Annotated in this window: 20 protein-coding genes; 10 read left to right on the forward strand and 10 right to left on the reverse strand. The window is 67.9% G+C overall.

All coding sequences use genetic code 11. The features are described from left to right. Window positions 1–17: 17 nt before the first annotated feature. Window positions 18–905 carry a branched-chain amino acid ABC transporter permease gene (locus AC3RCC_RS24920; RefSeq protein WP_492256936.1) on the forward strand — a complete coding sequence of 296 codons (888 nt, stop codon included), beginning with the start codon at window positions 18–20 and terminating at the stop codon, window positions 903–905. A gap of 57 nt (window positions 906–962) precedes the next feature. Then, window positions 963–1,946 carry a branched-chain amino acid ABC transporter permease gene (locus AC3RCC_RS24925; RefSeq protein ID WP_465247456.1) on the forward strand — a complete coding sequence of 328 codons (984 nt, stop codon included), beginning with the start codon at window positions 963–965 and terminating at the stop codon, window positions 1,944–1,946. 9 nt (window positions 1,947–1,955) lie between these two features. On the opposite strand, the gene AC3RCC_RS24930 is transcribed toward AC3RCC_RS24925, so the two are convergent. From AC3RCC_RS24930 to AC3RCC_RS24950, 5 genes are all read right to left on the reverse strand, one after another. Next, complete coding sequence (locus AC3RCC_RS24930) at window positions 1,956–2,330, reverse strand: c-type cytochrome (protein WP_492256937.1); 375 nt, start codon at window positions 2,328–2,330, stop codon at window positions 1,956–1,958. Next, a complete protein-coding gene (locus tag AC3RCC_RS24935; protein ID WP_492256938.1) occupies window positions 2,327–3,331 on the reverse strand; it encodes a Vgb family protein in 1,005 nt (334 codons plus the stop codon). Before AC3RCC_RS24935 ends, AC3RCC_RS24930 begins: the two co-directional genes overlap by 4 nt. 101 nt (window positions 3,332–3,432) lie before the next feature. Beyond that, window positions 3,433–4,068 carry a 2-hydroxychromene-2-carboxylate isomerase gene (locus AC3RCC_RS24940; RefSeq protein WP_291633677.1) on the reverse strand — a complete coding sequence of 212 codons (636 nt, stop codon included), beginning with the start codon at window positions 4,066–4,068 and terminating at the stop codon, window positions 3,433–3,435. A 5-nt stretch (window positions 4,069–4,073) separates the two neighbouring features. Then, entirely contained in the window at window positions 4,074–4,604 is a 531-nt protein-coding gene (locus tag AC3RCC_RS24945; protein WP_291646349.1) for an isochorismatase family protein, read from the reverse strand. A gap of 2 nt (window positions 4,605–4,606) precedes the next feature. Then, complete coding sequence (locus AC3RCC_RS24950; RefSeq protein ID WP_291646348.1) at window positions 4,607–5,245, reverse strand: TetR/AcrR family transcriptional regulator; 639 nt, start codon at window positions 5,243–5,245, stop codon at window positions 4,607–4,609. A gap of 84 nt (window positions 5,246–5,329) precedes the next feature. Between AC3RCC_RS24950 and AC3RCC_RS24955 the strand changes: the two genes are divergently transcribed. Together AC3RCC_RS24955 and AC3RCC_RS24960 are read left to right on the forward strand one after the other, a co-directional pair. Further along, window positions 5,330–6,862 carry a 4-hydroxyphenylacetate 3-hydroxylase family protein gene (locus tag AC3RCC_RS24955; RefSeq protein WP_492256939.1) on the forward strand — a complete coding sequence of 511 codons (1,533 nt, stop codon included), beginning with the start codon at window positions 5,330–5,332 and terminating at the stop codon, window positions 6,860–6,862. Window positions 6,863–6,972: 110 nt separating this feature from the next. Beyond that, window positions 6,973–8,622, forward strand: coding sequence for an acyl-CoA dehydrogenase family protein (locus AC3RCC_RS24960; RefSeq protein WP_492256940.1), 1,650 nt, complete (start codon window positions 6,973–6,975; stop codon window positions 8,620–8,622). Window positions 8,623–8,823: 201 nt separating this feature from the next. Here AC3RCC_RS24960 and AC3RCC_RS24965 read toward each other — a convergent pair whose 3' ends face one another. After that, on the reverse strand, window positions 8,824–9,558 hold the full coding sequence (locus AC3RCC_RS24965; RefSeq protein WP_492256941.1) for a DUF899 domain-containing protein: 735 nt from the start codon (window positions 9,556–9,558) through the stop codon (window positions 8,824–8,826). Between the two features lie 85 nt (window positions 9,559–9,643). On the opposite strand from AC3RCC_RS24965, the gene AC3RCC_RS24970 reads away from it, so the two are divergent. Beyond that, window positions 9,644–10,090, forward strand: coding sequence for a MarR family winged helix-turn-helix transcriptional regulator (locus AC3RCC_RS24970; RefSeq protein ID WP_492256942.1), 447 nt, complete (start codon window positions 9,644–9,646; stop codon window positions 10,088–10,090). Between the two features lie 82 nt (window positions 10,091–10,172). Then, window positions 10,173–10,580: a VOC family protein gene (locus AC3RCC_RS24975; protein WP_492256943.1), complete on the forward strand. Its 408-nt coding sequence runs from the start codon at window positions 10,173–10,175 to the stop codon at window positions 10,578–10,580. A 25-nt stretch (window positions 10,581–10,605) separates the two neighbouring features. Here the strand turns inward: AC3RCC_RS24975 and glpD are convergent, their stop codons facing one another. Continuing rightward, a complete protein-coding gene (glpD, locus tag AC3RCC_RS24980) occupies window positions 10,606–12,135 on the reverse strand; it encodes a glycerol-3-phosphate dehydrogenase (RefSeq protein WP_492256944.1) in 1,530 nt (509 codons plus the stop codon). Window positions 12,136–12,322: 187 nt separating this feature from the next. Continuing rightward, window positions 12,323–13,105 carry a DeoR/GlpR family DNA-binding transcription regulator gene (locus AC3RCC_RS24985; RefSeq protein WP_492256945.1) on the reverse strand — a complete coding sequence of 261 codons (783 nt, stop codon included), beginning with the start codon at window positions 13,103–13,105 and terminating at the stop codon, window positions 12,323–12,325. A 174-nt stretch (window positions 13,106–13,279) separates the two neighbouring features. Between AC3RCC_RS24985 and AC3RCC_RS24990 the strand changes: the two genes are divergently transcribed. The 4 genes from AC3RCC_RS24990 to AC3RCC_RS25005 all read left to right on the forward strand — a co-directional run bounded on the left by AC3RCC_RS24990 (window position 13,280) and on the right by AC3RCC_RS25005 (window position 17,051). Beyond that, the gene (locus tag AC3RCC_RS24990; protein WP_492256946.1) at window positions 13,280–14,254 is read left to right on the forward strand and encodes an HWE histidine kinase domain-containing protein; all 975 of its coding nucleotides are present in this window, start codon (window positions 13,280–13,282) and stop codon (window positions 14,252–14,254) included. 97 nt (window positions 14,255–14,351) lie between these two features. Further along, window positions 14,352–15,854: a sensor histidine kinase gene (locus AC3RCC_RS24995; protein WP_492256947.1), complete on the forward strand. Its 1,503-nt coding sequence runs from the start codon at window positions 14,352–14,354 to the stop codon at window positions 15,852–15,854. Next, the gene (locus AC3RCC_RS25000; RefSeq protein ID WP_452118980.1) at window positions 15,851–16,459 is read left to right on the forward strand and encodes a response regulator transcription factor; all 609 of its coding nucleotides are present in this window, start codon (window positions 15,851–15,853) and stop codon (window positions 16,457–16,459) included. The genes AC3RCC_RS24995 and AC3RCC_RS25000 overlap by 4 nt, the downstream gene beginning before the upstream one ends. A gap of 103 nt (window positions 16,460–16,562) precedes the next feature. Beyond that, window positions 16,563–17,051, forward strand: coding sequence for a GlcG/HbpS family heme-binding protein (locus AC3RCC_RS25005; protein WP_291633650.1), 489 nt, complete (start codon window positions 16,563–16,565; stop codon window positions 17,049–17,051). Window positions 17,052–17,125: 74 nt separating this feature from the next. On the opposite strand, the gene AC3RCC_RS25010 is transcribed toward AC3RCC_RS25005, so the two are convergent. Together AC3RCC_RS25010 and AC3RCC_RS25015 are read right to left on the reverse strand one after the other, a co-directional pair. Continuing rightward, on the reverse strand, window positions 17,126–17,647 hold the full coding sequence (locus tag AC3RCC_RS25010; protein ID WP_492256948.1) for a hypothetical protein: 522 nt from the start codon (window positions 17,645–17,647) through the stop codon (window positions 17,126–17,128). After that, a complete protein-coding gene (locus AC3RCC_RS25015; RefSeq protein ID WP_492256949.1) occupies window positions 17,644–18,132 on the reverse strand; it encodes a hypothetical protein in 489 nt (162 codons plus the stop codon). Before AC3RCC_RS25015 ends, AC3RCC_RS25010 begins: the two co-directional genes overlap by 4 nt. Window positions 18,133–18,156: the final 24 nt, after the last annotated feature.

An 18,156-nucleotide genomic window follows, 5' to 3' on the forward strand; every position in this document is an offset into this window, starting at 1 on the left:
GGGAACGGTAGATCCGCATGTTCGAGTTACTTGGCATTCCGCCGCAAGCCTTGTTCGGCCAGCTTCTGCTCGGCCTGATCAACGGCTCGTTCTACGCCATCCTCAGCCTCGGGCTGGCGGTGATCTTCGGCCTGCTCAACATCATCAACTTCACCCATGGCGCGCAGTACATGATGGGCGCCTTCGTCGCCTGGATGTGCCTGAACTATCTCGGCGTGAACTATTGGGCGGCGCTGGTCCTGGCCCCGGTGCTCGTCGGCTTCACCGGCGTCATCATCGAGCGATTATTCCTGTCGCGGATCGCCCATCTCGACCATCTCTACGGGCTCCTGCTGACCTTCGGCCTCGCCCTGATCATCCAGGGGCTGTTCCGCAACAGCTATGGTTCCTCGGGCCTGCCCTACCAGATCCCGGACGCGCTGCGCGGCGGCTATAATCTCGGCTTCATGTTCCTGCCGACCTATCGCGCCTGGGTGGTCGTCGCCTCGATCGCGGTCTGCCTCGCGACCTGGTTCATGATCGAGAAGACCAAGCTCGGCGCCTATCTGCGTGCCGCCACCGAGAACGCGACGCTGACCCAGGCCTTCGGCATCAACGTGCCGCTGCTGGTGACGCTGACCTATGGCTTCGGCGTGGCGCTCGCCGCCTTCGCCGGCGTGCTCGCCGCACCGATCTACTCGGTCAACCCGAACATGGGCGCCGACCTGATCATCGTCGTCTTCGCGGTCGTGGTGATCGGCGGCATGGGCTCGATCATGGGCGCCATCGTCACCGGCTTCAGCCTCGGGCTGGTCGAGGGCCTGACCAAGGTGTTCTACCCGGAAGCCTCCGCCACCGTCATCTTCATCATCATGGTGCTGGTGCTGCTGGTGAAGCCGGCCGGCCTGTTCGGGCGCGCCACCTGATGCACGCGCCTCTCGTCATCACGGCCTCGCTGCCGCTTCGTTTCGAAGGAGCCGCTCATGGCTGAAGTCCTCCCCGCCGATGGCTCCGTGGCGCACGCCGCTGCCGAGCGCAGCACGGCGAGCCTGCACCGCAACGTCATGATCGGTATCGCGATCGCGCTGGTGATCGCACCCTTCGTGGCCTACCCCGTCTTCGTCATGAAGGTGCTGTGCTTTGCGCTGTTCGCGCTCGCCTTCAACCTCCTGCTCGGCTATGGCGGCCTGCTCTCCTTCGGTCACGCCGCCTATTTCGGCATGGCGAGCTATGTCTGCGCCTATGCGGCCAAGCACTGGGGCTTCAACCCGGAATTCGCGATCCTGGCCGGCACCTGCGTCGCCGCGCTGCTCGGCCTCGTCTTCGGCTCGCTCGCCATCCGCCGACAGGGCATCTATTTCGCGATGATCACCCTGGCGCTGGCCCAGATGGTGTTCTTCTTCTCGCTGCAGACGCCGCGCTTCACCGGCGGCGAGGACGGCATCCAGGCCGTGCCGCGCGGCAAGCTCTTCGGCATGATCAACCTCGCCGACGACCGCACCCTGTACTGGGTCGTGGCGCTGATCTTCATGGGCGGGCTGCTCGCCTTCTACCGCATCATCCACTCGCCCTTCGGCCAGGTCTGCAAGGCGATCCGGGACAATGAGCCGCGCGCCATCTCGCTGGGCTATCGCGCCAACCAGTACAAGCTCGCCGTCTTCGTGCTCTCGGCGACACTGGCCGGGCTCGCCGGCTCGACCAAGGCGATCGTCTTCCAGCTGGCCTCGCTGACCGACGTGCACTGGTCGATGTCGGGCGAAGTGGTGCTGATGACGCTGGTCGGCGGGCTCGGGACGATCTTCGGGCCGATCGTCGGCGCCCTCGTCATCGTCTCCATGCAGAACTTCCTCGCCACGCTCGGCGCCTGGGTCACCGTCATCCAGGGCGTGATCTTCGTGCTTTGCGTCCTGCTGTTCCGTGAGGGCATCCTCGGCGTCATCGCCAAATGGATCAAGAAACCGCTCTGAGCGGCTGCTTCAACGCGCCAGCAGGAACGCTGCCAACGCCGCCCGATCAGCCTCACCGAGGCCGACGGGCGGACTCATCCAGCCTCCGGGCACAACCGCATCGGGATCGGCGAGATAAGCCTTGAGGCGCTCGGTATCCCAGCGCAGGCCCTTCTCGCGCATGGCAGTGAAGCCGGGCGAATAGTCGAAGCCGGCGGCCGCGCCGAGGAGCCGACCGGAGAGCCCGTCGAGCGTCGGACCGGCCATGGGCACCCTGCCCGGCTCGAGCGCGTGGCAGGAGCGGCAGCCCTGAAACAAGGCCTCGCCGCGCTTCAATTCGTCGGCTACCGCGCCCGTACCGCCGGCCAGCGCGAGGACGGCCAGAACGGCGAATCCCAGCCTCACGCGGGCTTCACGGTCTGGATCCGGACCAGCCGATTGGTGCCGCTCTCCCCGCCCCAGGCTTCGCCGGAGCGCCCGTCCATCTGGCGGACATTGGCGCCGGCCCGATCGCTCGGGAAGCTGTGGAAGCCCTCGGTCAACGGGTCGAAGCGGAGGATGGCGTTGGCGGCAAAATCGCTGAGCCAGACCTTGTCGGCATCATCGACATAGACCGAATAGGTGCGCGGCCTGTCGCCCGGCAGCTTCCAGGCCTTCCAGCTACCGCTCTCGGTATCATAGGAAGAGACCTGGCCGGAATTCCATTCGCTGACCCAGATCCGGTTCTTCGAATCCGACCAGACCCGCCGCGCACCCTGCCCTTCCGTCGGCGGATCGACCACGGTGAAGGACGTGGTCTCGGTATCGACCCGCGCAATGTAGTTGCCGGCGAGCGAAGCGAACCAGATCTCGCCGGAGGGCGTGCGCGTCATGCCATAGGGGCCGGCGCCGCGCGGGGCGTCGAACACCTCCATCTTGCCGGAATTGGGATCGAGCCGGCCGATGATGCCGTTCTGGCCGCTGAACCAGAGAACACCCTTCTTGTCGAAGACCGGGGTGTTGAGATTGGCGCGCTCGCGGCCCGCCGGCAGCGGGAACAGCCGGACCTCATTGCTCTTACCGTCGATCCGGGCGATGGCGTTCTGTCCGCCCTCGGTGACCCAGGCGGCACCGTCCGGGCCGCGCACCACGCCATGCGGCGCCGCGCCCTCACCGAGCGAAATCACCTTGATCTGGCTGCTGCGCGGGTCGAAGCGCCCCAGCGTGCCGTTGCGCTGGCCACAAACCCAGAGCGTGCCGTCGCCGGCATCGGTGACATCGCGCGAGCCCTTGATCCCGGGCACGTCGAAATAGGTCACGATGAAGGGATTGCCCGGCCGAGGCTGCTCGGTCGCCTGCGCGCGCAGGATCAGGCTGGGAGCAGCGAGGCCAGCAAGACCGCCTTTCAGGAACGAACGGCGCAGCATCGGCTTCTCCTTTCGTCGGTGGCAGGCCGGAGCATCCGGCCATCGGCCCTTGGCCTAAACCGACAAGTTGGTGAAACTTGGCTCGCCGCGCCGCGGTTCCCTCAGAGCTGCCGCTGGACCGAGGCCGGCAAGGTCGAGACCCGCGCCATCTCGCCGCCGAGGAATTCCTCGGGCGCTGCGAGATAGTCGCAGGCCATCGCCATGGCATCGACGCCCCAGAAGATCTCGCCGTCGATCAGCAGGCTCGGCACGCCGAATATGCCCGCAGCGACCGCCTCCTCGGTGTTCTGGCGCAGGCTGTCCTTGACGTTCTGGTAGCCGATCGCCTGGACGGCGTCGGGCTGACCGCCGGCGATCGCGACCAGACCGAGCACTTGCGGGTCGTTGGCGTCGCGCCCCTCCGCCCAGACCAGCCGGAAGGCCTCCGCGACCGCGTGCTCGTCGCCTTCCAGCGCTGTCAGCAGGCGCAGCATCGCCAGCGGGTTGAACGGGTGGCTCGGCGGAAAGCGGAAGGGGATGCCCATGGCTTCGGCCAGATGCGTGGCGAGACGATAGGTGTGGACGCGCTTGGGCGCGATCTCGGCCGGGCCGAGCTGGCCCCAGGCCTTGAGCACCGCGCCGAAGACGATCGGCTTCAGCTCGACCGGCCGATAGGCGCGGATGTCGTCGAGCTTCGACAGCGCGAGATGCGCGAAGGGCGAGATGATGTCGAAATACCAGATGGCGGGCTTGGTCACGGGGCTCACTTGATCAGCTTGGCTGCGGCACGGAATTGCGGATGCTCGGCGGTGCGCAACCATTCGAACACCACCATCTCGGTGGTGACGATCTCGGCGCCATGGCGCTCCATGCGGCGTAGCGCCACCTCCTTGCTCTCGGGTGCGCGCGAGCCGATCGCATCCTGCACCACGACGACGCGGCGCTTGCGGGCCAGCAGAGAGAGCACGGTCTGGCCGACGCAGACATGGGCCTCGCAGCCACAGATTATCAGCTCCTCCTCGCCTGCGAGGGCCGCGATAAAGGCCGGCGCGCCGCAGGAATCGAAGCTCATCTTGGCGATCACCGGGCCTGCCCCGGCGAGCTCGGGGACGGTCGTCCCGAGGCCGGCCGGGTTCTGCTCGGTCATCAGCACGGGCACGCCGAGCAGGCCGGCGGCGTCGACGAGGCGGCGGGCATTGGCGACGAGGCGGGCCCCGTCATGGATCGCCGGCATCAGCCTTGCCTGGAAATCGACGATGACGAGGCGGGAACGGCCGGCATCGATCAGGCTCATCGTCATCGGGCTCCATGCTGGAGCCGGTCCAGCTCCGTTTCGACATGGCGCTCCATCAGCGCGCGCGGCGGCGTTCCGAACATCCGGATACGCCGCGTATGCGCCAGGAGGAGCACGCCGGAAGCATGGGCGAAGGCATCGGCCATGATCAAGTCTGCGAGCTCTGGATTCGCACCGAGCTCGCGCGCCGCCTCACGGATCGGCGCCAGGCTCGCCTCCAACGCCTCGTTCAGCGTCCGATCGCGTTCGCGGCCGAGGCCGTGCGGGCGCATGCCGCCGCGAAACAGGTAGAAGCCGAGATCGAGATCGCGCGGGTTCTCGGCGTAGAAATCGAAGAAGGCGAGCGCGGCCGCACGGAAACGCTGCGGCGGGGTCGCCGCGCCTGCGACCGCGGCGTCGACGAAGGCGGTCAGCGCCGCAAGCGACTGGCCGAGCACCTCGGCATAGAGCGCCTCCTTCGAGTCGAAATGGAAATACAGTGCCGCCGGGGTGTAGCCGGCTTCGGCCGCGATCGCCCGCAGGGACGCACCGTCGAGACCGTCACGCTCGAAGATCGTCCTCGCTGCGGTCAGGATCAGGCCGCGCTTGAGATCGGTCGCGGCATAGCGCCCGCGCTTTCGTCCCGTCGCCTCCTCCCCCATCCTGGAACTCCTCAAAAAGACCACTTGACGAAAATCTAACACCGTTCAATTTTATCGGCAACAACCCCGCTGGAGGACGACGCCATGCTGATGGATGCAGCCGCCTATCGCGAGTCGCTGCGCAGCTACCACCCGCGGGTCTTCGTCGGCGGGCAGAGCGTGAGCTCCGTCGCCGACGAGCCCATGCTGGCACCGGGAATCAACGCGGTCGGCGTCACCTACGACCTCGCCCATGACGAGCCCCACCGGCCGATCATGACCGCGCTGCAGGCGAGCTCGGGCAAGACCGTCAACCGCATGCTGCATGTCGACGCCTCGTCCAGCGATCTCCTAGCCAAGCTCGAGGCGGTGCGCCTGGTCTGCAAGATCTCCGGCTGCGCCCAGCGCTATCTGACGCATGACGCCTTCGGCGGCATCCTGCAGGCGACGACGCGGGCCGACGCCAACCACGGCACGGATTACGGCCAGCGCTTCCTCGCCTATCTGCACGATGCGCAGGACCGCGACCTGACGATCGGCGTTGCGATGACCGACGCCAAGGGCGACCGCTCGAAGCGGCCGGGCGCGCAGGCGAACCGCGATGCCTACGTCCACATCAAGGAACGGCGGAAGGACGGCATCGTCATCCGCGGCACCAAGGCGATCGTCACCGGCGCGCCCTATATGCATGAATTCCTGGTGATGCCCTGCCGCACCCATGCCCCGGGCGACGAGGATTTCGCACTCTGCTGCGCCGTGCCCTGCGATGCGGAAGGCGTCACCATCGTCGCCCGCCCGGCAGGCAGGCCAGGCGATCCGGCGGCGAAGTTCTCGGCGAAATACGGCCAGTCGACCGGCGCGGTGATGTTCGACGACGTCTTCGTACCCTGGGACCGGGTGTTCATGGCCGGCGAGATCGAGGAAGCAGGCTACCTCACCACCAGCTATGCCAGCCATCACCGCCATAGCTGCATCGGGGCACGGGCCGGCTTCGGCGACCTGCTGATCGGCGCCGGAGCGCTGATGATCGAGGCCAACGGGCTCGATGCCGACCGCCATTCCCATATCCGCGAGCAGATGGTCGAGTTGATCACCATCACCGAGAGCTTTTTCGCCTGCGGCGTCGCGGCCTCGGTCTACTGCCAGAAGGACGCGTCGGGCGTCGCCATGCCGGACGCCGTGTTCTCGAACATCGGCAAGCTGCTGCTGGCGACCAAGATCTACGACATGCACCGCATCGCCCATTACGTCTCGGGCGGGTTGATCGTCGCCCTGCCCGGGCCGGACGAGGACCACAATCCCGAGACGGCCGGCTCCCTCGCCGCCGTGCTGACCGGACGGCCGGACGTGCCCTATGAGCAGCGGGCGGAGGTGGCGCGCTTCATCGAGGACCTGACCGTCTCGAAGGAGGCCGGCTGGTATTCGGTGATCTCGCTGCATGGCGGCGGCTCGCCCGAGGCGATGAAGCGCGAGATCTGGCGCAATTATCCCGTCATGGAAAAGGTCGAGCTGGTCGAGAGCCTGCTCGACCGCGGCGTCCTCGCCGACGGCTCGCGCGTCTCCAAGCAGCCCGGCCGCTGCTGCGTCACGGGCTGCGAGGTGCCGGAGCGCATGACGACGCAGGAGGCGGCGGAATAGCGCCCGTACCGTCATGGTCGGGCCTGTCCCGACCATCCCCGTCTTCCCTTCATCCGCGTCGCAAGACGTGGATGCTCGGCACGAGGCCGAGCAGGACGAAAGAGCCCTTCATGACCGCTCACACCGCTGCCACCCATCAGGTCCTCAACCAGGCCCGGCCGGCCACTGGCTGGAACGCCTTTTCCGGCGATACGGTGCTGCAGGGCGTCGTCGCGCGTCTGGTGCCCTGGGCCACGGGCAAGGCCGGCGCTCTCGGCGCCCTCGCCGGCGATGCCGATACGCAGGATCTCGCACGTCTCGCCAATCGGCACGGGCCGGAACTCAGGACCCATGACCGCTACGGCAACCGCATCGACTGGATCGAGTTCCACCCGGCCTGGCACGAATTGATGGGTCTCGCCTTCGCTCATGAGGTGCCTTCGCTCGCCTGGACGACGAAGCAGGCCAATGGCCACACCGCGCGGGCGGTGATGTCCTATCTCTGGAACCAGGTCGAGCACGGGGTCGGCTGCCCGACCGGCATGACCTATGCCGCCTATCCCGGCCTCGCCCAGCCGGAATTCGCGCTCTGGCGCGAGAAGATCACCTCGGGCCGCTATGACGAGCGCCCACTCCCGGTGGCGCAGAAGACCGGCGCCAGCATCGGCTACGCGATGACCGAGAAGCAGGGCGGCTCGGATCTGCGCCAGACCCAGACGACCGCGCGCTTTCTCGAAGACACTCCGGAGGGCCGGGTCTATCTGATCACCGGGCACAAATGGTTCTTTTCGGTGCCGCAATCGGACGGGTTCTTCACCCTGGCGCAGACCGAGAGCGGCGTCTCCTGCCTGTTCTGCCCGGGCTTCCTGCCCGATGGCAGCCGCAACCGGCTGCAGATCCAGCGCCTGAAGGACAAGGCCGGAAACCGCTCGAACGCCTCCTCCGAGGTCGAATTCCGCGAGTGCCTGGGCTGGCTCGTCGGCGCGGAAGGCGCCGGCATCAAGGAGATCCTCTCCCACGCCCATCTCACCCGGCTCGACTTCTCCGTCGGCTCGGCCGGGCTGATGCGGCAGGCGCTGACTTTGACGCTGAACCACACCCAGTCGCGCCGGGGTTTCGGCTCCTCGCTGGCCGAGCAGCCGATGATGAGCAATATCCTCGCCGATCTCGCAATCGACTCGGAGGCCTCGACGCTGATGGCCTTCCGGATCGCCGCCGCGACGGACGCGATGGAGACGAACGAGCAGGAACGCCATCTCGCCCGCGTCTCGACGCCGCTGGCAAAATTCTGGAACTGCAAGCGCGCCGCCGCCTTCGTCGTCGAGGCGCTGGAATGCCATGGCGGCAACGGCTTCATCGAGGAGAACCCGATGGCGCGGCTCTATCGCGAGGCGCCGCTGAACGCGATCTGGGAGGGCACCTCGAACATGATGTGCATGGACGTACTGCGCTCCTTCAACCGCGACCCGCGCACCAAGGAGGCCTTCATGGAAGAGGTCGGCAGCGCGCGCGGCGCCAATCGTGCCCTCGACCGCTGGCTCGACCGGCTCGGCGCGGAGGTCGCCAAGCCACGCAATGATGACGGCCATGGCCGCCGGCTCGCCAATCTGATGGCCTATGCGCTGCAGGCCTCCGAACTGAGGAAGCATGCCGACGAGGCGGTGTTCGAGACCTTCTGCCGCTCGCGGCTCGATGCCGACTGGGGCTATGTCTTCGGCACGCTCGAGCCTTCGCCGGAGCTTGCCGGCATCGTCCAGCGCGCGACGGTAGCGCGGATGTAGCGCGACGGCCGCCCTGTCATTGCGAGCGTAGCGAAGCAATCCAGCCGATGCATCGCGACCCCTGGATTGCTTCGGAGCTTCGCTCCTCGCAATGACGGCAGCGACCGTCGCAGCTTTCGAAAATCGCGCGCCCCAAGCCCATCCTCACGAGGAGGCGGACACCCTACCAACCCTATGCGCGCGTTCCGTGGAGCGCCGCCCTCAGGCGGCGCAGCAGGCGTGGGCCCGTGCCGGCTCCTCGTACTCGTCATGGCGCTTGACGAAGCTGAGCGTCGACGTCTCGTTGCGGCCCCTGGGCGCGCGGTCGAGGATCATCAGCGTCGAGACCAGATCCTCGAGGCCGCGGGCATAGGAGGAGTAGGTGTGGAACACCTCTCCCTGCTCGCCGCGACTGAAGGCGCTCATGCCCGGCAGCTCGTCGAAAGCCTGCTCCGAGGGCGTCTGCGTGAAATTGTACGCGACGCTGCCGCTCGCCAATTCCTCCTTGGTGAAGGAGACGTGGAAATCGGCATTGAAGTCGCTGCCGAAAGACGAGACCCAGGGGAAATTCCAGCCCATCCGCTTCTCATAGGCCTCGATCCTGGCGAGCGGCGCCCGCGAGACCGCGACCAGCGTGACGTCATGATTGTTGAGATGCGGCAGGGTCCCGTCGAAATGATCGGCCATGAAGGAGCAACCCGGGCAGCCCGCCTCCCAGTCCGGCCCGAACATGAAATGGTAGATCATGAGCTGGCTGCGGCCGTCGAACAGCTCCGCCAGGCTGCGCCGTCCGGAAGGCGTGTCGAAGGCGTAGTCCTTCTCGACCCTGACCCAGGGCAGAGCCAGGCGCTCGGCATTGATCGCGTCGCGCAGCCGGGTGAACTCCTTCTCACGCTTCAGAAGCGCGCGGCGGGCTTCCAGCCATTCGGCCTTAGAGGCAAGCTGATGATGCTGCACGGTTTTCTCCCTTCAGCGCTGCGCCCCTATTCTTGACTTAAAGAGTTGATATCAACATAATTGCACAATGTCAAAATCAGCCCTCATGCCAGCGGAATCGCCGGTCCCGTTCACGACCACGCTGCATGTGCGCGACCACTGCCTGTGCCTGCATATGCAGCGCGCAGCCCGGGCGCTGGCCCGGCTGTTCGACGAGGCGTTGCGGCCACTTGAGCTGACCAATCAGCAATTCTCCCTGCTGATGTCGCTGAACCGGCCGGAACCACCGCCGATCGGCCCGGTCGCCAGCTTGCTCGGCATGGACCGCACGACCCTGACCGCTGCACTGAAGCCGCTCGAGCGGCGCGGCCTCGTGACGATCTCTCCCGGTGACAAAGACCGCCGCAGCCGCCTTCTGGCAATTACCCCGGAGGGACTTGCGCTGCTGGCAGAGGCGATGCCGATCTGGCAGCGCACGCATGATACCGTCGATGCCCGCCTCACCGAGATCGAACCGGCCAAGCTCCGACAGGCGCTTATCGCCGTGTCATAGCCGCACCACATCGCCCCGCCCCACTGGCCGTTCCCACCGACGCCGGTCCCGAACCCAGAACGAAGCCGCCAAGGAGCACGCAATGCCTCAGATGATCTTCATCAACCTGCCGGTGAAGGACCTCGCCAAGTCGATGGCCTTCTTCGAAGCGCTCGGATTCTCGTTCAACCCGCAGTTCAGCGATGAGACCGGCGCCTGCATGGTGATCAGCGACACCATCTTCGCCATGCTGCTGAGCCATGAGAAGTTCGCCGGCTTCTCGCCGAAGCCGATCGCCGACACGGACAAGACGACGGAGGTGCTGATCGCGCTTTCACGCGACAATCGCGAGGCGGTCGACGCCATCGTCAAGGCGGCGCTCACGGCCGGCGGCAGCACTTTCAGCGAGCCGCAGGATCACGGTTTCATGTATGGCCGCGCCTTCCGCGACCTCGACGGCCATGTCTGGGAGGTTTTCTGGATGGATCCGGCCGCGGCAAAGGCCGGGTAGCGCCCTTCGACGAGCGCCGCCGGCCTCACCCCTGCGCGGCCAGCACGGGCGCGGCGCTACGCTGCGACGCCATGTAGTCGTCGAGCGCCCGGCGCTGCTCGGCCGAGAGCCGCAGGCCGAGCTTGCTGCGCCGGAACAGCACGTCCTCGGCGGTTACCGCCCATTCCTGCACCATCAGCCAATCGACCTCGCGTTCCGTCAGGTCGGCGCCGAAGTTCCGGCCGAGATCGGCCATCGAGGCCGCGCCTTCCAGCAGGCGCTCAGTGCGGGTGCCATAGGCACGCGCCAGGCGGCGTGCCAGCGGCCTGGCGAGCCAGGGCCGCGCCGTGCAGATCCGCTCGACCAGCGCCTCGAAGCCCTGGACCGGGAAATCGCCGCCGGGAAGCGGCGCCCCGGCCGTCCAGGGCGCAGCGCGAAGCGCCGGCACGGCCGCGGCGAGCTTTTCGACCGCTGCCTCGGCCAGGCGGCGCGAGGTCGTGATCTTGCCGCCGAAGACCGAGAGCAGCGGGGCGGAGCCCGCCGGCTCGTCGAGCTTCAGCACATAATCGCGCGTCGCCTCCTGGGCCTTGCTGGCGCCATCATCATAGAGCGGCCGCACCCCGGAATAGGTCCAGACCACGTCCTCGCGCCGGATCTGCTTGCGGAAGTACTCGTTGGCCGCGGAGCAGAGATAGGCAATCTCCTCCTCGCTGGCGGCGACCTTGGCCGGATCGGCGCGATAATCCCGATCGGTGGTGCCGATCAGGGTGAAATCGCCCTCATAGGGGATCGCGAAGATGATGCGGCCATCGGCATTCTGGAAGATGTAGCAGCGGTCGTGCTCGAACAGGCGCGGCACGACGATATGGCTGCCCTGGACCAGCCTGACCGCGGCAGACCGCTCACTCGGAGCGACACCGTTGAGCACCTCGGCCACCCAGGGGCCGGCGGCGTTGACCAGGGTCCGGGCCGCCGTCTGTGCCCTCATTCCATCCGCGGCCTCGGTCTCGACCAGCCAGTGATCGCCCTGGCGGCGCGCGCCGATGACGCGGGTCCGCGTCAGGATCTGCGCACCGTGCTCGGCCGCATCGCGGGCGTTGAGCACGACGAGGCGCGCATCGTCGACCCAGCAATCGGAATATTCGAAGCCGCGGCTGAAGCGCGGCTGCAGCGGCTTGCCGGCCTCGTCGCGGCGCAGATCGAGCGAACGCGTCGCCGGCAGGAGTTTGCGGCCGCCAAGATGGTCGTAAAGGAAGAGGCCGAACCGCAGCAGCCACCAGGGCCGCAGGCCTTCGTGATGCGGCAGGACGAAGCGCAGCGGACGTACGATATGCGGCGCGGCACGCCAGATCACCTCGCGCTCGGTGAGCGCCTCGCGCACCAGCCGGAACTCGTAGTGCTCGAGATAGCGCAGGCCGCCATGGATCAGCTTGGTCGAGGCAGAGGAGGTGGCGCCGGCAAGATCGCCCTGCTCGAACAGGACGACCGAGGCACCGCGGCCAGCGGCATCGCGGGCGATCCCGCAACCATTCACGCCACCGCCGATGATGGCGACATCGAAGACCGGAGTCGACACGATTACCCTCCCGGCAGGGAGCTTCGGACCCCGCCTGCAACGAGATAGATAATGCGCGCTTTGCTTGCGTACAATGCAAAAGCGAAATTGAAAACGAAAGTAGCAACTTCGCTTCCAGCCGCAACCTCGCCTATGGCGCGGTCCGACGCATCCCTACCGCGCTCCGTTCGAAGCGACGCGGAACCGGTCAGGAGCGAGAGGTTTCCGCAGCGGTCTCGACCAGTTCGACGCCCTCGGTGCGGCAGAGCTCGCGCAGCGGCTCGGCTTCCAGACGGTCGGTGACGAAGACGTCGACATCGCGCAGATGGGCGATGCGGACGGGAGCCGAGCGCTCGAACTTGGTGCTGTCGGCGACGAGCAGGCATTGCCGGGCGTTCTCGATGATCGCCTGCGAAACCCTGACCTCGCGATAGTCGAAATCGAGCAGCGCGCCCTCCTCGTCGATGGCCGAGGTGCCGATCACGGCATAATCGACCTTGAACTGGCGGATCAGGTCGATCGCCGCCGCTCCGATGACCCCGCCGTCCGAGCGTCGGACCGGGCCGCCCGCAACGATCACTTCGATGCGCGGATGCGGATAGAGCAGCGTCGCGACATGCAGGTTGTTGGTGATCACGAGAAGGCCCTGATGGTCGGTCAGCGCGCGAGCGACCTCCTCCGTGGTCGTACCGATATTGATGAAGAGCGAGGCGTCATTGGGGATCAGCGCCGCGGCCGCGCGGCCGATCGCCGCCTTTTCCTCGCCGGCGATGAAGCGGCGCGCCTCATAGGCGAGATTCTCGACGCTGGAAGCGACGACCGCGCCGCCATGGACGCGCGACATCACGCGCTGCTCGCAGAGCTGGTTGAGATCCTTGCGGATGGTCTGGACGCTGACCTCGTAGCGCGCCGCCAGTTCCTCGACGCTGACCCGGCCCTGGCTGCGCGCCAGCGTCACGATCTCGCGCTGGCGCGGCGTCAGGCTTTCCATGGGCGAGGCTCCTTCGGGATCGCGCCAAGCTGACGGGACCGGGGGCTCGCGTCAATCGCCGCCCCGCCACCGACGACGAGGCGGGAAAACCTGTCAAAAGACATGCTGGTTTGACAAGCAATGCTGTAGCGGTCGAGCTGGACGAGAATAGCCCCAGAGATCGAAAGCGCGCACGTGCCGACACAGGTAGACAAGGATGCGCGCCTGATGCGCGCGGTGCTCGCGGCATCGGATGACTGCATCAAGGTGCTCGATCTCGAGGGCAGGCTCACCTTCATGAGCGAAGGCGGTCAGCGTGTCATGGAGCTCACGGACTTCGAGGCGATCCGCGGCTGCGCCTGGCCAGACTTCTGGGACGATGCCGGTGCGGCCGAGACCAGGGCGGCGATCGCAGCGGCGCGCGACGGCAAGAGCTATCGCTTCCAGGGCCCGGCGAACACCACCGCCGGCAATCTGCGCTATTGGGACGTGCAAGTCTCGCCGATCATCGGGCCGGACGGCAGACCGGAGGCCATTCTCTCGGTCTCGCGCGACATCACCGAACTCAGGGCCAGCGAAGAGCGCTATCGCTTGCTCGCCGGCGAACTCAACCACCGCATCAAGAACTTGCTCGCCATGGTGCAGAGCATCGTCAACCAGACCTTGCGCCAGGGCGACGAGCCGATCGAGACCGCCAAGCCCCGCCTGCTCGACCGCCTGCGAGCGCTGGGCACGGCGCAGGACCTCTTGCTGTCGGCGAGCCGGCATGGCGCCGACCTGAAACAGCTCGTCGAAGTCGTGCTGGCGCCCCATCGCTTCGGCGCGCGCATCGCGATTGCCGGCCCGGCCGTCGCGTTGTCGCCGAAATGCGCCCTGGCCATGGCGCTGGCCACCCACGAGCTTGGCACCAACGCCATCAAATACGGCGCGCTGTCCCATGAAGCCGGCCGCGTCGAGATAGCCTGGCAGCTCGAGGCCGGAGACATGCTGTTTCGCTGGCAGGAGCGCGGCGGCCCGCTGGTCGCACCGCCGACCCGGCGCGGCTTCGGCTCGCAGATGATCGAGAAGGCACTCGGCAGCTATCTCGGCGGCACGGCCCAGACCGATTATGCGGCCGAAGGCATCGTGTTGTCGCTGCGGGCGCCGCTTTCTGGCCTGGCGGAAACCTAGCGCCGCCACGGCAGCCGCGAGTCCGTGCAGCCCCGCCGGAAAGCCGCTATCTTCGGCTCACCGGGAGCTGGCCCGGTGGGAGGATGGCGGAAGAACGATGACGGGAACGCGGCGCCGCAGCATCACCCTCCTGTCGGCAGTCGCGCTGTTCGGCCTTGCCTGCGTGCTCTCCTCGCTCTTGCTGCGCCAGCAGGCCGCGGCCGAACTCGCCAAAGCCGGGCAGACCCTGCATCGCCTGATCTCGCAGCGGGCCGACCAGCACGACGCGCATCTGACCAGTCTCTCCGCCCTGGTCCAGGCCGCCGACCCCGCGCCGATCGCGACGGTCGAGCAGGTCGCCGCCAGCATCACGCGCTTCTATCCGCGCATCGTTGGGATCGACGTCGTCGATCTCGCCACCACGCCACCGGCTTCGCTGCTCGATGTGACCGACCCGGCCATCGTCGCGGCCGAAGCGGCACAGGCCTCCGGCGCGGCAGTGCGGACCCGCGCCATCGACGACGGGACGAAGCTGCTCCTGGTCAAGCGCGCCCTGACGGATGGCGTCGGTCACTATGCCATCGCGCTCGTCATCGACATCGCCCGGCTTGCAGCCAGCGACGTGGCACTGCCGGAGAGCGCCAGCGCCGAGCTCGGGCTCGCGGAGCACGCGCAGGCAGGCAGGAAGGCCGCCTTCAGCGCCGATATTGCCAGCCGGACCCAGCCACTGCGGCTCAGCCTGGCTACCACGGCGCCGAGATGGCCGACACCGCCGCCGGCTTTTCTCATCGTCGCGGCCCTGCTGACCGCGCTCGGCGCGCTGCTCGTCGACCGGCTGCTCGAAGCCCGGGCCCGGGCGAGCGAAGCCGCGCGCAAAGCCGCCCTGGCCGCCCAGGATGCAAGGCTCGCCCATGCCGGCCGGGTCAACGCCATGGGCGAGCTCGCCTCCGGCATCGCCCATGAGCTGACGCAGCCGCTGACCGCGATCCTGAGCCATGCCCAGGCCGGCCAGCGCCTCGTCCAGCGTCCCGGGGTCGAGCCCGCCACGCTCGCGCCGGCCCTCGACGCGATTGCGCGCAACGCCAAGCGCGCGGGTGAGATCCTCGGGCGGCTGCGGGCCTGGATCAGCAAGTCCGAGCCCGATCTCGAAATCGTCGATCTCGCCGAGCTTGCGCGCGAGGTCGCCCATCTGCTGACGACAGGAGCCTTGCCGGCCGGCAGCTCGCTCAAGGTCGAGAGCGATGGCAGCCGGCCACTGGTCCGGGCCGACCGGGTCCAGCTCGAGCAGGTCGTCTTCAATCTCGGCCGCAACGGGCTCGACGCAGTCGCGGAGGCGAGGGGCGAGCGGGTCGCCACGATCGCCGTGGCGACGGAAGCGGGACAGGCCGTGCTCAGCGTCGCCGATAGCGGCCCCGGACTCTCTCCGGAGGCGCAGGCGCGGCTGTTCGAGCCCTTCTTCACCACCAAGCCCGGCGGGCTCGGGCTCGGCCTTGCGCTCTGCAACCGGCTGATCGAGCGCTTCGGCGGAACGCTGGACGGCGGCAACGCCGCAAGCGGCGCCGTGTTCAGCTTCCACCTGCCTTTGGCGGCCGAAGCGGTTCGCCGAGAAGCCGCCGAATGAGCCTGCGCCTCGTCCACCTGATCGACGACGACTGGGAGGTGCGGGAGGCGCTCGGCTTCCTGCTGCGCACCGTCGGGCTGGACGTCCGGGGCTATCAGGATGCGCTCGCCTTTCTGGACGCCCTGCCCGGCCTGCCGCCCGGCTGCATCGTCACCGATATCCGGATGCCGCGCCTGACCGGGCTGAAACTGCAGGAGCGCCTCGCCGCGAGCCGCTGCCGCTGGCCGGTGATCGTGATCACCGGCCATGGCGATGTCGAGGCCTGCCGCGTCGCCTTCCGCAATGGCGCGGCCGATTTCCTGACCAAGCCGATCGACGAACAAGTGCTGATCGACACGGTCCAGGCTGCCCTCGCCCGGCTGGAGGCGATGCTCGCGGCGGAAGCGGATGCCTCTTCCGCGCGGCAGCGGCTGGAGCGGCTTTCCGAACGCGAGCGCGAGATCCTCGCCCTGATCGCCGAGGGCCATTCGAGCAAGGAGGCGGCGCGCCGGCTCGGCATCTCGCCGCGGACGGTCGACACGCATCGCGCCCATCTCGCCGAAAAGCTCGAAACCAGCTCGCTCGCCGAGATGGTCCGGCTGCATCTGCAGGGCGCCGATCGGTAGAACTACCGATGCCGCGCGTCGATCACCCGGATGCACGCGGCCGGGCGGCTTCGCCATTCTCCTCTCACGCCGCCACCCTCGGTGGCCGTCAGAGGAGTTCGCCATGTCCTTCGCCCGTCTCGTCCTGATTTCCGCCGCTGTCGCCCTGCCGGCCCTCGCCCAGGCCCAGGTGCCGCAGGAGCGCGTCCTACCCTCCGCCATCGCCGTCGAACTGGCCCAGGCGACCGTCGCGGCCTGCGCCGCCAAGAACTTCAATGTCACCGCGACGGTGGTCGACCGCCAGGGCGTCGTGCGCGCCATGGTCCGCGCCGACCGCGCCGGCCCGCACACCCTCGAAGCCAGCCGCGCCAAGGCGTTCACCTCGGCCTCGGCCCGCTCGAACACCGGCGCCATGGCCGAAGCCGCCGCGAACAATGCCGGCGCCCGCAATCTCGTGCATATCCCCGGCTTCCTGCTGCTCGGCGGCGGCGTGCCGGTCAAGGTCGGCGACGATGTCGTCGGCGCGGTCGGCGTCGGCGGCGCTCCCGGCGGCCATCTCGACGAGGAATGCGCCAATGCCGGCCTGCAGGCGATCGCGGCCAAGCTGAAGTAATCTCACGAACGATGCCCGACCGGGCCGCGCCATCGCCCCCGCGATGGCGCGGCTCTTTGCCGTTCAGGCCCCGGTCAACGCGGCAGGTCGAGCTCGGCCGGCTCGGCCCGGGGCAGCATCGCCCGATAGACCGGCGCCCAGGCCTGGTCGCCGAGGGCGAAATCGCGACATCTGAGATGGCTCCGCCGTCCGCCCTGCGTCACGACGAGGCCGTCGCGATCGCCCTGTCCTTTCACCGTCAGCGAATAGAGCGTGTAGGTGGCGTCGCCGCGCGAGAAGCGGACGATGTCGCCGGCTGACCCGGCATCGCCGACGACGGCGGTGCTAAAGGCCGAGCCGGGCGGGCGCGGCGGGTCGGGATGGACCAGCTCGACCGCGCCCTTGCGCCCGAAGCGGTAGACGAGCGTGCCCTGGCCCGGGTCGATATCGGCAGAGGCGCAGAGCGAGACGATCCGGCTGCCGATGGCGCAGGAGAATACCGCCTTCTCCTCGCGCAGACAGAGCGTCGGCCGCCGATCCTCTGCCGCGGCCCTCCCCACGACAAGCGCGTCGACGAACAAGGCCGGGAGGAGGCAACGCCGGATCGCCTGCCTCATTTCGACCAGAGCCTCAGCGGGATCTTGCCGCTCCTGCCGCAATCGGCGAAGGCGACCCTATCCTCGTTGAGTACACCGGCGACCTCGCAGCTGTCCTCGCCGACGACCAGCTTCGCGACATAGCTCGCGCCGGTGCGGCTCAAGCGGAGCGTACCAGTCTTCTCGGAAACCTCTCCCGGCCCGCAGATGGCGAGGTGCTTCAGCTGCACCGGCCCGGCGAATTCGCGCTTGCGCCAGAGTCCCGGGAACGTCCCCTCCGTCAGCATCGCGGAGACCGCCCACTCTCCGGCATAGCCATAGCGGCCTTCGAGCTCGAGTCCGAAGGCCGGCGCCGCGCCGAGCAGCACGACTATCGGCAGCACCACCGCCCGCATCGCAGCCCCCTCCCCGGCGTCGTACCGCGCCTGCCGATATTGTGCATTGCCTGCCGGCGTCCGCAACGGCAGCGTGATCGCAACGCCGATCGGCCCTGCGCGCCCGCGCATGGCGCATGGCCTGCCAGCGCATTA

Source organism: Allobosea sp. GW823-FHT01F03, from assembly GCF_058798075.1.

Coding starts and splice junctions, on each gene's coding strand:
- AC3RCC_RS24920 (WP_492256936.1), top strand. CDS start 18: ATGTTCGAGTTACTTGGCATTCCGCCGCAAGCCTTGTTCGGCCAGCTT.
- AC3RCC_RS24925 (WP_465247456.1), top strand. CDS start 963: ATGGCTGAAGTCCTCCCCGCCGATGGCTCCGTGGCGCACGCCGCTGCC.
- AC3RCC_RS24935 (WP_492256938.1), bottom strand. CDS start 3,331: ATGCTGCGCCGTTCGTTCCTGAAAGGCGGTCTTGCTGGCCTCGCTGCT.
- AC3RCC_RS24945 (WP_291646349.1), bottom strand. CDS start 4,604: ATGAGCCTGATCGATGCCGGCCGTTCCCGCCTCGTCATCGTCGATTTC.
- AC3RCC_RS24950 (WP_291646348.1), bottom strand. CDS start 5,245: ATGGGGGAGGAGGCGACGGGACGAAAGCGCGGGCGCTATGCCGCGACC.
- AC3RCC_RS24955 (WP_492256939.1), top strand. CDS start 5,330: ATGCTGATGGATGCAGCCGCCTATCGCGAGTCGCTGCGCAGCTACCAC.
- AC3RCC_RS24960 (WP_492256940.1), top strand. CDS start 6,973: ATGACCGCTCACACCGCTGCCACCCATCAGGTCCTCAACCAGGCCCGG.
- AC3RCC_RS24970 (WP_492256942.1), top strand. CDS start 9,644: ATGCCAGCGGAATCGCCGGTCCCGTTCACGACCACGCTGCATGTGCGC.
- AC3RCC_RS24975 (WP_492256943.1), top strand. CDS start 10,173: ATGCCTCAGATGATCTTCATCAACCTGCCGGTGAAGGACCTCGCCAAG.
- AC3RCC_RS24985 (WP_492256945.1), bottom strand. CDS start 13,105: ATGGAAAGCCTGACGCCGCGCCAGCGCGAGATCGTGACGCTGGCGCGC.
- AC3RCC_RS24995 (WP_492256947.1), top strand. CDS start 14,352: ATGACGGGAACGCGGCGCCGCAGCATCACCCTCCTGTCGGCAGTCGCG.
- AC3RCC_RS25000 (WP_452118980.1), top strand. CDS start 15,851: ATGAGCCTGCGCCTCGTCCACCTGATCGACGACGACTGGGAGGTGCGG.
- AC3RCC_RS25005 (WP_291633650.1), top strand. CDS start 16,563: ATGTCCTTCGCCCGTCTCGTCCTGATTTCCGCCGCTGTCGCCCTGCCG.
- AC3RCC_RS25010 (WP_492256948.1), bottom strand. CDS start 17,647: ATGAGGCAGGCGATCCGGCGTTGCCTCCTCCCGGCCTTGTTCGTCGAC.
- AC3RCC_RS25015 (WP_492256949.1), bottom strand. CDS start 18,132: ATGCGCGGGCGCGCAGGGCCGATCGGCGTTGCGATCACGCTGCCGTTG.